The organism is Massilia litorea, assembly GCF_015101885.1.
GTDB lineage: Bacteria > Pseudomonadota > Gammaproteobacteria > Burkholderiales > Burkholderiaceae_D > Telluria > Telluria litorea.
This window is the reverse complement of record NZ_CP062941.1, coordinates 4,463,607-4,477,842: the sequence shown is the minus strand read 5'-3', so window position 1 is coordinate 4,477,842 and position 14,236 is coordinate 4,463,607. Positions and strand designations below refer to the sequence as shown.

Genomic DNA, 14,236 nt, shown 5'->3' with positions numbered 1-14,236 from the left:
AGGTTGGCATTCAGAAAACGTACTGCTGGTCTAAGCCGTACTGGCGTACCTTCACCCGAAGTGCCGCGACCGACGCGTCCTCTGGAAATTTAGTACTCCCAGTCAGCAGGAACCGTGCCGCGGCGGCAATGTCCGCGCGCGCCTCGCCTTCACGTCCTAATGCCTCATAGGCCAGGGCACGGCGCCAGTACGAGAAGGGAAAGTCGGGCTGGTGCGCAATTCCCTGTGTGAACGCATCGATCGCTTCGTCGTAACGCTTCAGCTCCAGCAAAGTCCAGCCCAGGTTGAACAGGACCATCATGCCAACTTGTTGCTTCTGCTTCGCCAGCGCTTCGGCACCGCGCAGCGCCTGCAGGCTTTCCTCGAAACGTGCAACACGCCGCAGGTAGGAACCGTAATTGATGTATTCCGCGACGGTGGAGGGCGCAGCGATCGCAAACGCCGCCTCCTGGTCAAGCAAGGCCAGTGCATTCTCATGCAGGTTGAAATAGGCTGAAGCGCGCAGCAGCAACACATAGCGCCGGTCCGGTGCTGCGAGCTCCGGGGTAGCAAGACAGGTCGAGAGCAGCGTGGCACCCTCCGTAAAACTACCAGCGCGGACCAGCCGCTCGCCCACGTCGCAGTACGGCGACGAGATTGCCGCCTGCGCTGCGGCGGCACCCATCAGCAGGGGCAGCAGAAAAAGCGACCTGCGCAGACGGATCGGGGTTCGCATGCCCGCGTACCTCGTTATCACCGCCCGAACTCGGGATTGGCCCGCGTCAGGTAATACCACTCCGAATTCGCTCCCGCCTTGGCATCCGGAAACAGGATGCGGCCTGAAAATTCCGCCAGCACCGGCGTGCCGTCGGCGCGCGTGCCGATCTGCTCGCCCTCGGCGACCGGATCGAAACTGGCCCAGCTGCGCGAGAAGCTGTCCTTCGCATCGAGCTTGTCGTACACGGCGACCATGTGCAGCGCTTCCATTTCCTCGAACGGGACCGGTTCCGGCTCCGGCGCCTCGATCAGTTTCAGGTGCGCCAGCGTGTTGATGATGGCGTCATAGGCGACCTGCGGCGCCTTCGGGTCGATGTGCTGGCCGCACTCCAGCGTCAGCGCATAGCCGCCCGTGGTGCGCATGTATTCGGTGGTGCCGACGCCGTAGCGCAGCATCGTCTCCAGCTCGGCCGCATTGCTGCGCGAGCGGCGCTGCACGCCCCCGCCGTAGGCCGCCATCCAGCCGGTCACGAAACGGCGCACGCCCAGGCGGCGGGCGAGGGCGCGTTCCTTGTCGGCGTGCACGAAGGGTTCGAGCGGGCCGTCGTTGTTGACCGGGCCCACCATCACGAAGGGCTCGCCGTGGGCGGCATTGAAGGAGTGCAGGTCGAGCAGCACGTCGTGCTGGGCCAGCAGCGGGCACAGCCAGTTGGCGATGCGGTCCTCGAAGTCTTGCGGATCGTCCTTCGGGAACAGGTTGCGGTTCAGGTTGCGGTCGCCGTTGCGCTCGTTCTTGAAATAGGCCAGCGGATTGACGATCGGGACGAAGGTGACGCTGCCGGCGGCGATCTTGCGCTCGCCACTGTCGAGCTCGGCCATGACGCGGCGGATCGCCTCGGTACCGCAGATCTCGTTGCCGTGGGTCGCGCCCATGATGATCACGCTCGGCCCTTCTTCGAGCCCGGTATAGTTGACAAACTTGAACTGCAGATTCGGTGCGGAAGCCATTGCGAGAATATCCAAAAAAGTGCGCAGAGAAATATCGGTGCCGTCATTTTATCGGGAAACCTTTGCGCGTGCGGGGAGGGCGTGGCATGATCCGCCACTGTTCACTTACCTGCATCCCATGAACCAGTCCAGTAGCGTCCGCCTGCATGGCCTCGACACCTTGCGCGCGCTCGCGGTGACGCTGGTCGTCCTGCACCATTACACGCTGTTCGTCTCGAACGAGGACGACACCTTCGGCTGGATCGGACGCATCGGCTGGGCCGGGGTCGACCTGTTCTTCGCGCTGTCGGGCTACCTGATCGGCAACCAGATCTTCGCCGCGTTGAAGACAAACGCCGGACTCTCCCTGAAAGCCTTCTACGCGCGGCGCCTGCTGCGCACGCTGCCGAATTACCTGGTGGTGCTGGCGATGTACGTTGCCTGGCCCGCCGTGGGCGAGGACGCGCCGCTGGCGCCGCTGTGGCGCTACCTGACGTTTACCCAGAACCTCGGCCTGGCGCCGGGCACGGCCTTTTCGCACAGCTGGTCGCTTGCGATCGAGGAACAGTTTTATCTGCTGCTGCCGGCGCTGGCCCTGCTTGGTGCCGCGCTGCGCTTGCGCATGTCTATGGCCTGGGCCTTCATCGCCTGCGTGATCCTGGCCGGCATGGCGATCCGCGCCGGGCTATGGTTCGGGCATGTCGACGCCCACAAGTACGGGATTTATTTCTATTACAAGCTCATCTATTACGCGAGCCTGTGCCGGCTCGACGAGCTGGTGGCCGGGGTCGCGCTGGCGCTGCTGAAGAACCAGCACCCGGCGCTGTGGACGCGCCTGACAGGGCACGGCAACCGCAGCTTCGCGGCAGGCCTGCTGGTGACCGGCGCGACTTTCTGGCTGTTCCTGGACAATCACTATGGTTTTGCCGCGACCGTGTTCGGCTATCCGCTGCTGGGCATCGGTTTCGGCCTGCTGATCCTGTCCGCGCTGTCGCAGCGCTCGCTCCTGCGCGACCTGCGCATCCCGGGCGCCGGACAGCTGGCGGTGTGGTCGTATGCGGTCTACCTGACCCATCGCGCGGTGGGAGAAATTGCGGCCGGCCCGATCCAGGATCTCGGCTACGGCCCGCAGACGCCGGTGGCGATCGTGAGCCTGCTGGCCTTGTCGGTGCTCGTGGGCTGGCTGCTGTACCGGCTGGTGGAGACGCCGTTCATGGCGCTACGCGAGCGCTATGTGCCGAGCAACCTGGCACAGCCCATGTTCAGTCCTGCGCTTCGATGACGTCGAAGGCCACCGGCATCGTGCCGAGGAAGGCCAGCACCGCGTGGACGCGTTCGCGCATCTCCATTCCCGCGGTCGCCTCGATCGCCGCGCGCAGGCCGGGCCGCGCTTCCAGCGTAGAAGGGCTGTCGTAAGCATCGATCAGCAGGGCGGCCAGGTCGGACGGCGCACCGCAGGAGCGGCGCAGGCGGGTATCGATCACGCCCAATAAAGTGCGCTGCATGGCCGGCGTCGGGTTGACGATGTGGGCGAAGACCGAGGGCGTATTCGCGATCGAGGCGCACAGCGAGCGTTCGATGGCGTCCGGTTTCAGGTCGGAGGCGATATCGAAATAGCGGCGGTCCCACTGCGTGCGCGCATGGACGTGGTTGGAGGGAAAACGGTCGATCGTCTCGAAACCGAGCTTGTGGCTGGCTTTCGACAACAGGTCGAGCAGGACGGGAAGCAGGGGCATCTTCGCAGTGTAACGCAAGCGCGCCGGGCGATCCATCGACCGCCCAGGCGCGCTAAAACTTCAAGACTTACGAGGCGAAACGACCGGCCCTGAAATCCCCGACGGCCTGATGCAGCTCGGCCTGGGTATTCATCACGAAGGGACCGTACTGCGCGATCGGCTCCTTCAGCGGACGGCCGGCGATCAGCAGCAGCCGCGCCGGGCTCGAGGAGGCCTTGACGACGACTCCGTCGGCACCCTCGGCATTGTCGAGGATCGCCATCTTCGTCTGCGGCACAACCTTGCCGCCGACCACCGCCTCGCCGCGGAACACATAAATAAAGGCATTGTGCCCGGCGGGCAGCGGCTGCTCGAAGCTGGCGCCGGCCGGCAACGCGATGTCGAGATACAGCGGCTCGGTGCCTTCGCGCTGGACCGCGCCCTCGACGCCGTGGGCAACGCCTGCGATCACCTGCACCGTCGCGCCGGCGTCCGTCGTGAAGCGCGGCACCTCGGCATTCGGGATGTCGCGATACCACGGGTCGCGCAGCTTGTCCTTGGCCGGCAGGTTCAGCCACAGCTGAAAACCTTCCATCAGGCCTTCGTTCTGCTCGGGCATCTCGGAGTGGATCACGCCACGCCCGGCCGTCATCCACTGCACGCCGCCGTCCGTGATCAAGCCCTCGTTGCCGCCGCTGTCGCGGTGGCGCATGCGTCCGGCCAGCATGTAGGTGACGGTCTCGAAGCCGCGGTGCGGGTGCTCCGGGAAGCCGGCGATGTAGTCGCCGGCCTTGTCGCTGCCGAAGGCGTCGAGCATCAGGAAGGGGTCGAGGCGGCGCTGCAAGGTCTGGGTCAGGACGCGGTTGATCTTCACGCCTGCGCCGTCCATCACGAACTGGCCGCTGATGACACGTTCCACTCCGCGTGGACGCGCCACGCGCATTTCAACAACTGCATTCATCTCGTTCTCCTTTGTTTGCGCCGCCCGACGGCATTACGCCAGCGCGGCTTCGATCGTGGCGTCGGCTTCCGCACGGCCCTTGGCCGATGCTTCCGGACCCATCGCCTGCGCCGGCGAGTGGATGAAGGTGTGGTCGGTCATGCCCAGGAAGTTCAGCAGCATGCGCACGAACGGCACTTGCGGATCGGCTTCGGCCGGGTAGATGCCGCCGCGCGCAGTGGCGACATACACCTTCTTGCCCTTCAGCAGGCCTTCCGGACCGGTCTCGGTGTAGCGGAAGGTCACGCCGGCACGGGCGATCGCATCGAACCAGGCCTTCAGTTGCACCGGGATGCCGAAGTTGTACATCGGCGCACCGATCACGACCGCGTCCGCTGCCTGCACCTGGGCGATCAGGGCGTCGTCCAGGGCGACGCGGGCTGCCTGCTCGGCGGTACGCGATTCCGCCGGGGTGAACAGGGCGCCCAGGGCTGCTTCGTCGAGTTGCGGGTGCGGATCGCGTGCCAGGTCGCGGGTGACGACGGTGGCGCCGGGGTTGGCGGCGACCAGCTTGGCGACGACGCTGTTGGTAACGCGGCTCGACTCGGATTCGGCGCCGCGCAGGCTGGAGGTGATGTGCAGGATGTTCATGTATGTCTTCCTTTATTTGAAATTCGGTGATGTTCGGTGTTTCGATGAGAGACACTTTAGCAGTTCCAAAATCAAGTCGGAAGACGCTAGAATGGATAACATTATTCAGTCAGTGGAACAATCATGGAAGTCGAACCGAACGACCTGCTGCTCTTCGCCCGCATTGTCGAGGCCGGCAGCTTCAGCGCCGCGGCAACGCGCGTCAATCTGCCGAAGTCGACCGTCTCGCGCCGCATCTCGCTGCTGGAGGCGCGCCTGGGCGAGCGCCTGCTGCAGCGGACCACGCGCAAACTGATGGTGACGGAGTTCGGCGCCAGCCTGCTGGAACATGCGCGCAAAGTGGTGGAGGAAGCGGAGGCGGCCGGCGCGCTGGCCCAGCACCGCCAGGCCGCACCCAGCGGGCGCCTGCGCATCTCGCTGCCGGCCGATTTCGCCAATCTCGGCATGAGCGCGATGATCGGGCGCTTCCTGGAACGCTATCCGGCGGTGAGCGTGGAGCTCGATTTGTCGCCGCGCCGGGTCGACCTGGTGGCGGAAAACTTCGACATCGCGATCCGCATGGGCGATTTGCCGGACGACGCTTCGCTGGCCGCCCGGCGCGTCACCCTGCAGCGCTTCGGCCTGTACGCATCGCCGTGCTACACGGCCGTGCGCGGCCTGCCCGAGCATCCGGACGATCTACTGGGCCACGATCTGCTCTGCCTGCTCAGCCGGAGCGGCGGGCCCTCGCCCTGGATTCTCAGTCGCGGCAAGGTGATCTGGGAACGCGCGCTGCCGGCGCGCCTGACGGCCAATTCGCCCGACCTGCTGGCGCGCATCGCATGCAGCGGCGCGGGCATAGCCGCCAGTTCGGAACTGTTCGCCCAGCCGCTGGTGCAGAAGGGGGAGCTGGTGCGGGTACTGCCGGAATGGGATCTGCCGCCTGCCAACGGCTGGGCCGTGTTCCCCGGACGGCGCCTGATGCCGGCCAAGACGCGCGCCTTCCTGGACATGATGGACGAGATGTTTTGCAGCGAAGCAGGTCGCCCGGCTTAGGACAGCCTGGCAAGATCCCTTCCTCGCTGTGATGGCAGCTAGCTCGCACACTGAGCTATTCTGATCGTTCGCAATCGGCCAGAAGCAGGCATCCACTCCACGCAAGCTTGCTGTTCAAGACCCGTGTTTTCGACGTCGTCATGCGAAGCAAGCCGTTTTCAGAATGCCCGGAGCCAGAGGTGGCGAAAACCAGTTTGAAACCACTTGTTACTTTCGGGAAATAAAAATAGAATCGGTGCACACAGGCAACTAAATGATCTGTACGAGACCGAAAATGACAACGAAGAAAACCACGACGAGCAAGGGCAAAGAACATAGTATTGGCTCGGCCGGTGCTGCGGTGGATCACCAGAGCAACGCGCTGCTACGGGCAAGGCAAGGACACGGTTTCGCTGCCGAGCGGGCGAATCATATGATCGACACCGTCAAGGGCAAGCGCACGCGCCTGGTCGGCGACGACTTCGCAAAGGCGGGGCCCGACCGAACAGTGAACGGCGTGGCGATCCAGTCAAAGTATTGCGCGAGCGCACGGGCGAGTGTCGACGCGTGTTTTGCCCGCAACGGCAAGCTTATTTACCAAACCCGTGGTCGCGCCATGAAGATCGAGGTGCCGAAGGACCAGTATCCCGAGGCCTTGAAGTTGATGGCGAAGAAATTGCAAACCGGTGATGTGACGGCGGCGCTGGCCCGTAAGCAAGCTAAGAGCATTCTCGTCGAAGGCAATATTGATTACGATACCGCACGTCGTATTGTGGCGTTTGGGAACATCGACAGTCTGAAGTTCGATGCCGCAAACGGCACGATTACAGCCGCGGTCGCCGGCAGCGTCTCGGTGGCTGTCGCATATGCACAGGCCTTGTGGAACGGCGAAGATGCGAAAGAGGCCCTGGGTGTTGCCTGCGCCACTGGCTTGAAGGTGGGGGGCGTCGCATGGCTGTCGTCCGTACTGACCGCCCAGCTCGGCAAGAGCGCGGTCCAGAGCGTGGTCCACGAAAGCAGCGGCTGGATGGTAAAACAACTGGGATCAAAGGCCTCGCTGACGATCGCCAACACGCTTGGCGCTGGCCAACGCCTTGGGACCGAGGTTCTGCAGCAGAGCGGCCGCAAGGTGACCGGGAAAGCCGCCGAAACCTTTCTTACAAAGGCCGTCTCGTCGAATGTGATCGCAGCCGCAGCAACTACCGCTGTCCTGTCCGCCAACGACCTATGTAACGTTTTTACCGGTCACATCTCGAAAGCGCAGCTCTTCAAGAACGTGACGAACACCGCCGCCGGCGTCGGTGGCGGCATGGCCGGGTGGGCGGTCGGTATGGCCCAGGGAGCGGCCTATCTCGGCTGGATTCCAGGCGGAGCGTTGGTCGGTGGCGCTGTAGGTGCTGTGATCGGAAGCGTTGTCGGCGGCTCCGCGGCCAGCACGGTGTCACGGCATGTCACCGACCTCCTGATCGAGGACGATGCGGTAGAGATGATGCATCACCTCGAGCGCGTCTTCGTCGAGGAAGCCCAAGACTACTTGCTGACCCAGACCGAAGCTGACCAGGTCATGCAAAAGCTGCAGACCAAGTGGGACCTGCGTGAACAGATGCGCGAAATGTTCGCGTCCGTAAGTCCTGAGCAATACGCCCGCTGGTTGATCCGTCCATTGGTCGAAGAGGCGATCAAGCGTCGCAAAAAGATTCGCATGCCTACCGAAAAGTCGCTGTTGAAGCGTGCGGCCGAGATTCTGCAGGGCGATCTACCCGGATACCTCCCGCCGGGCAATCCTCCGCCCATGCAACGCCCCTTGGCATCGGCGCCTGTCAATGCAAAGCCTGTCAGCACAAAGGCTGTCATCGCCTCTGCAGAATGGCCGTTCCCGACGAGTTCACGCCCCTGATCCAAGGGCGCCTCAGAGTGCGCGGAAATTGCCGGCTATGTGAGCGCGCTGTGGATTGCCATGGTGCGCTCGTGTCGCCGGTTTTAGCAAACCCGGGCGGCCTGTTCGGCGTGCCCTCTGTTATGCGCTGAACTTCAGTCGCATCCCGCTTTGGCAAGAGCATATTGGCATTCCCCCACCAGCGCGGACACTTTCGATAGGTATGATGTCCCTATCGGAGGAGTTACATGGCACGTGAAAGACGGTTGTTTTCAGAAGAGTTCAAGCGCGAGGCAGTCAAGCTGGTAGGCCAGCCTGGTGCAAGCAAGGCGGCGATCGCCCGCGACCTTGGCATTGGCGCCAATTTGCTGGGGCGGTGGTGCAGAGACGCCAACGTGGATGCAGAGGTTACGGGCGGGGGCGAGAAGGTATCGACCCAGGAATATGAGCGCATGCGGCGCGAGCTGGCAAAGGTCAAGACGGAGCGCGACATCTTAAAAAAGGCGCTCGGCTACTTCGCAGCCGACCTCAAGTGAAGTACGGCTTCATCGCCAAATATAGAGCCATCTGGCCAACGCGAACGATGTGTCGTCTGCTTGGTGTGTCGAGCAGTGGTTTTTACGACTGGCTCGGCCGACCAATAAGTGCGCATGAACGTGAGAATGCGCAGCTCCTCAAGGCGATCAAGCACAGCCACGAAGCCAGCGATGGCACATACGGTTCGCCGCGCGTAGTGCGAGACCTTATCGATGCTGGCTTTGCCTGCAGTGAGAACCGCGTGGCACGGCTGATGAAAGCTGCCGGCATCAAGGCCCGCCACAAGCGTCGCCGCGCACCTGGGCAGCTCGATTCGCCAGTCCACGCCATCGCGCCGAACCTGCTGGACCGGCAATTTGAAGCGCCAGGCCCGAACCAGAAATGGGCTGCTGACTTTACTTACGTATGGACTGGCGAAGGCTGGCTGTTTGTCGCTGTCGTCCTTGACCTGTACTCGCGGCGTGTGGTGGGCTGGTCGATGCAACCGACCATGACAGCGCAGCTGGTAATGGATGCCCTGCTGATGGCCATCTTCCGCCGCGGCCGGCCTCGGGCAGTATTGCATCACTCGGACCAGGGCTCGCAATACACCAGCGAAGACTTCCAGCGCTTGCTCGAATCGCACGGCATCGTTTGCAGCATGAGCCGTCGCGGCAACTGCTGGGACAACGCTGCAATGGAAAGCTTCTTTTCGACGCTGAAAACCGAGCGGCTGAGCAAAAAGCACTACCGGACCAGGGATGATTTACGGGCAGACGTGTTCGACTATATCGAAAGGTTCTACAATCCACGCCGGCGTCATTCCACTCTCGGGTATATCAGCCCGGTACAGTTTGAAAACCTAAAATGCGCCTAACGGAAGTGTCCGTGACGATGGGGGAAGGCCAGCCCGTGTTCGAGCGGCTCAAACCACGTGAACGTCACTCCGCAGTGCGGTGCGGCCGCGGCCATCTGTGTCAACAGCGCACGCACTGCATCGAGAGGCATATACATCAGCAATCCTTCGGCCACGAACAGGGTGGAAGCTATTCGGCAGAAGTTGGGATGCGCTTTCAACATCGCTCCAAGCTCTTGCTGCCTGAGATCGGCTGCAATGAATTCGATATCAGTGTCGTCACTGCCGTTTCGTCTCGCGGATTGGGTGGCCGGGTGGTCGATTTCGATGCAGCACAGTTCCGGCCGGGCTGCTTTCAGTTCCGTGCACAAGGTGTCGAGTCCGGCGCCGAGCACGACTACTTGGGTACAACCACCGGCAATCGCAGCGCGCACCTGTTGGCGCACCATCTGTTTACGCAGCGTGAAGTGCAGGCAAATGCCCGGCAGCGTTGCCCGTTCAAGCAGATTGCAGAGGCGACGAAACCACGTCTTGCGCAGCAGGCCGGCCAGTCGTGGATGTACGCGCTGCAGCAGTTGTTCGCCGCAGCGCAGCGCCTCAGCCGGCATCAGGTCAGCCGGCAAGGCCGCATTTCCGCGCGCCAGTTGAAGTCCGGCTGCAACGATGAGGGCCGTATTGCTCGGCTTATCTGGCTTCATGCCGCCAGGTCCGTCTGGGCGCAAGTCGGCAACGCGCAATAATGACGATACCAGTTGCTCTGGAAGCGCTGCTGTGGATCGAATCTGCGTTTCGCTTCGACGAACCTGGCAAAGTTCGGATAGCAGGCGTGCACCTGCTCTGCACTGGCAGCTCTTGAGTAAGTCAGGTAGAAACTGCCATCGCGCGCGATGGCCATGTCGATCAGCCGGCGAAAAGCCAGGTGGGTGGCATCGATTCCGTCGGGTGTGTGCCGTGTATGCAGGTTGAAGATGATGCAGGCGTAGTCCTGGCGGGCCCACGGCAGGAAGCTTTCGGTATCGCGTTCAATCAAGCGAATTGTCCCGTAAATGAGGTCCACGCCGTGCTGCCTGAAGTCAGCCGCAGCCGCGTGCATGAAGTCCACCAGGCGCTCGCGCGGCACATAGAGTTCGCTGATTACCTCGGAACCGCAATGGTTCAGCGTGCGGTCGATGCCGAAATGGTAGCCGTCCAGGTAGGTGCTCTGCTGCAGCCGGTCGCTCCAGTAGTACTGGCCGTCGGTCGCCAGGTAGTGGCGCGCATAGCACTCGAAAGCCTTGGTCTTGTCGATGTGCGCAAGATGCAGCAGATGGCGCCAGTCTTGTTCCGACAGCTCTTTGGCCACACCGGCCGGCGCCTCGGCATCGGTCACCGGCACGTAGCACGAGAAGACGCCGCGATTCATGAAATCGCTGCTCTGGGGATCGATGGCGAACTGAAAGTCGCCGAACGCATAGCCAGCGGCGATGCGCTGCTCGAACGCGGCCATGAGTTCGTCCAGCTGAAGCAGCGTCACGTCACGCCGGAATACCTGGCGTGGCGCGAGGCGCAGCGTGACGCTGGCGAAAACGCCGAACAGGCCATAGCCACCGATCGCCAGCGCGAACAGCTCCCGGTTCCTGGTCCGGCTGCAATGCTGCACCTCGCCGTTTGCATCGACCAGGGTAAAGGATTCAACGTCGCCAATGAATGGGCGCATGCGCAGGCCACGTCCGTGAATATTCGCCGAAAGGCAGCCACCCAGCGACAGCCTGTCCGCGCCGGTTTGCTTCTGACGAATGCTCCAGCGTCTGCCATGTAGCGTTGGCGCGGTTTCGAGATAATCGATCAATTCGGGCCACTCGATGCCGGCCTCCACTTCGATCAGGCCGGCCTTGTCGTCGTAAGCCAGTACGCGGCGCATGTGCCGCATGTCGAGCAGCACCGCATCGGCAGCGAATTGCTGGCCACCCATGGCATGGCGCCCACCACAAATCGCCACCGACACGCCGCGCCGCGTCGCGTCCGCAATGCAATCACGGATTTCGGCGACGCAACGGGGCTGGTGGATGGCGGCAACGCATGTGGCGTTGAGCGCCGAGTGTATGTCGTTGACGAGCGAGTTGACGTGAAGAGGGTGCATGGCATGACTCCAGGGTTGGAAGTGCAGGCATTATTGGAACGAATGGCGGGCTGGCGTTAGCGCTTCCGGCCAAGTACCTTCTGACGCCACTAAACGTAGCGCCAGCAGCGCTGGATCAGCGTACGAGGATGACTGCGAAGAATGCGTGGGTCGTGGCGAAACGCATGTCACGTGCCTGACGTTCTCGATCAATTCCCTTAATGCGCGTAGAACGGACCGCCCCACGCGTTGTTGCCAAGGCTTCGCGCGTATGGGCACCGTTTTCAAGAGCATGCTGATTGCCGCGAGGCGCGCCTGGGCTGGTTCCGCCATGCATGCGCAGCGCTTCTTGCCGTGAGCGGGTGCAGACTGGCATGGCGTACGGTTTGCTGGTTCGTTCCAGGGGATTTGATAAACTCCCGCCTTTGCCCCGGTGGCTCGCATCACACCGCATCACATAAAACCCATGAGTGACACACCGAGGCAGGGCTTCCTGCTGACGCGCCACTGGCGCGATACCGGCAACCACGGCGATGGGACCGGCGGCGTCGAAGTCGAGCTCTGGCTCGCCACCGACGACGGTCCCTGCCGCCTGCGCCTGCCGGCGGCGGAGGCGGTGGCCTTTGTCCCGGCCGGGCAGGAGGCGGCGGTGACGAGCCTGTTGCAGCGGGAACGCGGTGTCGAACTGCGCCCGCTGGCCTTGTGCGACTTCCGCGGGCGTCCTGTGCTTGGGCTGTACTGCCGCCACTACCGTCATCTGCTGCGGCTGGAGAAGCGCCTGCGCGAGCACGGGATCGACGTCTACGAGGCGGATATCCGTCCGCCCGAGCGCTACCTGATGGAGCGCTTCATCACGGCGCCGGTGGCGTTTACCGGCACGCCGGCCCCTGGCGACCCCGCGCTGCTGCTGGCCGCACAGGTGAAACCGGCGCCCGGCTACCGCCCAAGGCTGCGCACCGTCTCGCTCGACATCGAGACCACCATGCAGGGCGAGTTGCGCTCGATCGGCCTGGAAGGCTGCGGCCAGCGCCAGGTGTACATGCTGGGGCCGCCGAACGGCGACCCGACCGGGCTCGACTTCGAGCTCGAGTATTGTGACAGCCGCCTGGCCTTGCTGGAGAAGCTGGAAGCGTGGATGGCGCGCCATGATCCGGACGCCATCATCGGCTGGAGCGTGATCGGGTTCGACCTGCGCGTGCTGCAGGAGCACGCCGAACGCCTGCGGCATCCCCTGCGTATCGGCCGCGGCGGCACGCCGATGGAGTGGCGCACCAACGCGAAGGCCGGAACGGACCGCGAAGCGCACTACTTCGCGGGCCTGCCGGGCCGGCTGGTCATCGACGGCATCGAGGCGCTGCGCTCGGCCACCTGGAGCTTTCCTTCGTTCAGCCTGGAACACGTGGCGCAAAGCCTCCTGGGCGAGGGCAAATCGATCGACAATCCCTACGACCGCATGGCCTCCATCGACCGCATGTTCGCGCAGGACAAGCCGGCCCTGGCGCGCTACAACCTGAAGGACTGCGAACTGGTCACGCGCATTTTCGAGAAGACCGACCTGATGGCCTTCCTGCTCGAGCGCGCCAGCGTCACCGGCCTGGCGGCGGACCGCAGCGGCGGATCGGTCGCCGCGTTCGAGCACGCCTACATTCCGCTGATGCACCGCCTGGGCAGGGTGGCGCCCAACATCGGCGACGTGCCCGGCGCGGACAGCCCGGGCGGCTTCGTCATGGATTCGCGTTCGGGCCTCTACGATTCGGTGCTGGTGCTCGACTACAAAAGCCTCTATCCGTCGATCATCCGCACCTTCCTGATCGATCCGGTGGGGCTGGTGGCGGGGCTGGAAGAGCCTGACGCCGATACCGTGCCGGGCTTTCGCGGCGCGCGTTTTTCGCGCACCCGGCACTGCCTGCCCGGCATCGTCACGCGCGTGTGGGAGGGCAGGGAGGCGGCCAAGCGTGCCGGGAACCAGCCGCTGTCGCAGGCGCTGAAGATCATCATGAACGCCATGTACGGCGTGCTCGGGACCACCGGCTGCCGCTTCTTCGATGCGCGGCTGGCTTCCTCGATCACCATGCGCGGCCACGAGATCATGCACCGCACGCGCGAGCTGATCGAGGCGCGCGGCTACCAGGTCATCTATGGCGACACGGACTCCACCTTCGTGTGGCTCGGTGGCGCCCATGCCGACAGCGATGCGCTGCGCATCGGGCGCGAACTGGTCGAGCACGTCAATGGCTGGTGGCGCACGCACCTGCGCGAGGAGCTCGGGCTCGAGAGTGCGCTCGAGCTGGAGTACGACACCCATTTCCGGCGCTTCCTGATGCCGACCGTGCGCGGCTCCGACGAAGGCAGCAAGAAGCGCTATGCCGGCCTGGCCGGCACGCCCGGCGGCGGCGAGGAGATCGTGTACAAGGGCCTGGAGACGGTGCGCACCGACTGGACTCCGCTGGCGCAGCAGTTCCAGCAGGGCCTGTACGGCCGCATCTTCCGGCGCGAACCCTACGAGGATTACGTGCGCGACTACGTGGCATGCACGCTGCGCGGGGACTTCGACGAGCTGCTCGTCTACCGCAAGCGCCTGCGCCGGCCGCTCCAGGAATACGAGCGCAACGTGCCGCCCCACGTGCGTGCCGCCCGCATCGCCGACGACTTCCATATCGCCCGGGGCCGCGGAGCGCAATACCGCAACGGCGGCTGGATCCGCTACCTGATGACGACCGCCGGTCCCGAACCGATGGAAGCCTGGATGGAAGAGAAGCGCTCGCCGATCGACTACGAACACTACCTGGTCAAACAGCTGGAACCCGTTGCCGACGGCATCCTGCCTTTTGTCGGCGACAGTTTCGCGCGCCTTACCAGTCCGCAGGGCGCCCTGTTCTGACGCCGT

Annotated in this window: 12 protein-coding genes; 5 read left to right on the top strand and 7 right to left on the bottom strand. The window is 63.7% G+C overall.

The genetic code is table 11. The annotated features are described in order from the left end of the window. Positions 1-10: 10 nt before the first annotated feature. Both LPB04_RS20035 and LPB04_RS20030 read right to left on the bottom strand, forming a co-directional pair. On the bottom strand, positions 11-715 hold the full coding sequence (locus LPB04_RS20035) for a tetratricopeptide repeat protein (protein WP_193686226.1): 705 nt from the start codon (positions 713-715) through the stop codon (positions 11-13). Between the two features lie 17 nt (positions 716-732). After that, on the bottom strand, positions 733-1,704 hold the full coding sequence (locus tag LPB04_RS20030) for a succinylglutamate desuccinylase/aspartoacylase family protein (RefSeq protein WP_193686225.1): 972 nt from the start codon (positions 1,702-1,704) through the stop codon (positions 733-735). 118 nt (positions 1,705-1,822) lie between these two features. Here LPB04_RS20030 and LPB04_RS20025 point away from each other — a divergent pair, with 118 nt between their 5' ends. Beyond that, positions 1,823-2,965, top strand: coding sequence for an acyltransferase family protein (locus tag LPB04_RS20025; protein ID WP_193686224.1), 1,143 nt, complete (start codon positions 1,823-1,825; stop codon positions 2,963-2,965). Here the strand turns inward: LPB04_RS20025 and LPB04_RS20020 are convergent. The 3 genes from LPB04_RS20020 to LPB04_RS20010 form a co-directional block, all read right to left on the bottom strand. Further along, positions 2,946-3,419: a hypothetical protein gene (locus LPB04_RS20020; protein WP_193686223.1), complete on the bottom strand. Its 474-nt coding sequence runs from the start codon at positions 3,417-3,419 to the stop codon at positions 2,946-2,948. The genes LPB04_RS20025 and LPB04_RS20020 overlap by 20 nt on opposite strands. Before the next feature lie 67 nt (positions 3,420-3,486). After that, positions 3,487-4,359, bottom strand: coding sequence for a pirin family protein (locus tag LPB04_RS20015; RefSeq protein WP_193686222.1), 873 nt, complete (start codon positions 4,357-4,359; stop codon positions 3,487-3,489). 33 nt (positions 4,360-4,392) lie between these two features. After that, positions 4,393-4,989 (bottom strand): FMN-dependent NADH-azoreductase, encoded by a 597-nt coding sequence (locus LPB04_RS20010; protein WP_193686221.1) that lies wholly within the window; start codon positions 4,987-4,989, stop codon positions 4,393-4,395. A 123-nt stretch (positions 4,990-5,112) separates the two neighbouring features. Here LPB04_RS20010 and LPB04_RS20005 point away from each other — a divergent pair, with 123 nt between their 5' ends. From LPB04_RS20005 to LPB04_RS19995, 3 genes are all read left to right on the top strand, one after another. Further along, positions 5,113-6,024, top strand: coding sequence for a LysR family transcriptional regulator (locus tag LPB04_RS20005; RefSeq protein ID WP_193686220.1), 912 nt, complete (start codon positions 5,113-5,115; stop codon positions 6,022-6,024). A 274-nt stretch (positions 6,025-6,298) separates the two neighbouring features. Further along, positions 6,299-7,900, top strand: a complete 1,602-nt coding sequence (locus LPB04_RS20000) for a hypothetical protein (protein ID WP_193686219.1) — start codon at positions 6,299-6,301, stop codon at positions 7,898-7,900. Positions 7,901-8,127: 227 nt separating this feature from the next. Then, positions 8,128-9,272, top strand: a protein-coding gene (locus tag LPB04_RS19995) for an IS3 family transposase (protein ID WP_193686218.1) whose coding sequence is annotated in 2 segments (ribosomal slippage) — positions 8,128-8,386 and positions 8,386-9,272 — 1,146 coding nt in all. Because the reading frame shifts where the segments join, the coding sequence is not laid out codon by codon here. Here LPB04_RS19995 and LPB04_RS19990 read toward each other — a convergent pair. Together LPB04_RS19990 and LPB04_RS19985 are read right to left on the bottom strand one after the other, a co-directional pair. Then, a complete protein-coding gene (locus tag LPB04_RS19990; protein WP_193686217.1) occupies positions 9,269-9,949 on the bottom strand; it encodes a class I SAM-dependent methyltransferase in 681 nt (226 codons plus the stop codon). The two genes, LPB04_RS19995 and LPB04_RS19990, sit on opposite strands and share 4 nt — an antisense overlap. Further along, positions 9,946-11,370, bottom strand: a complete 1,425-nt coding sequence (locus LPB04_RS19985; protein WP_193686216.1) for an FAD-binding oxidoreductase — start codon at positions 11,368-11,370, stop codon at positions 9,946-9,948. The genes LPB04_RS19990 and LPB04_RS19985 overlap by 4 nt, the downstream gene beginning before the upstream one ends. Before the next feature lie 445 nt (positions 11,371-11,815). Between LPB04_RS19985 and LPB04_RS19980 the strand changes: the two genes are divergently transcribed. Then, positions 11,816-14,230: a DNA polymerase II gene (locus LPB04_RS19980; RefSeq protein WP_193686215.1), complete on the top strand. Its 2,415-nt coding sequence runs from the start codon at positions 11,816-11,818 to the stop codon at positions 14,228-14,230. Positions 14,231-14,236 lie beyond the last annotated feature (6 nt).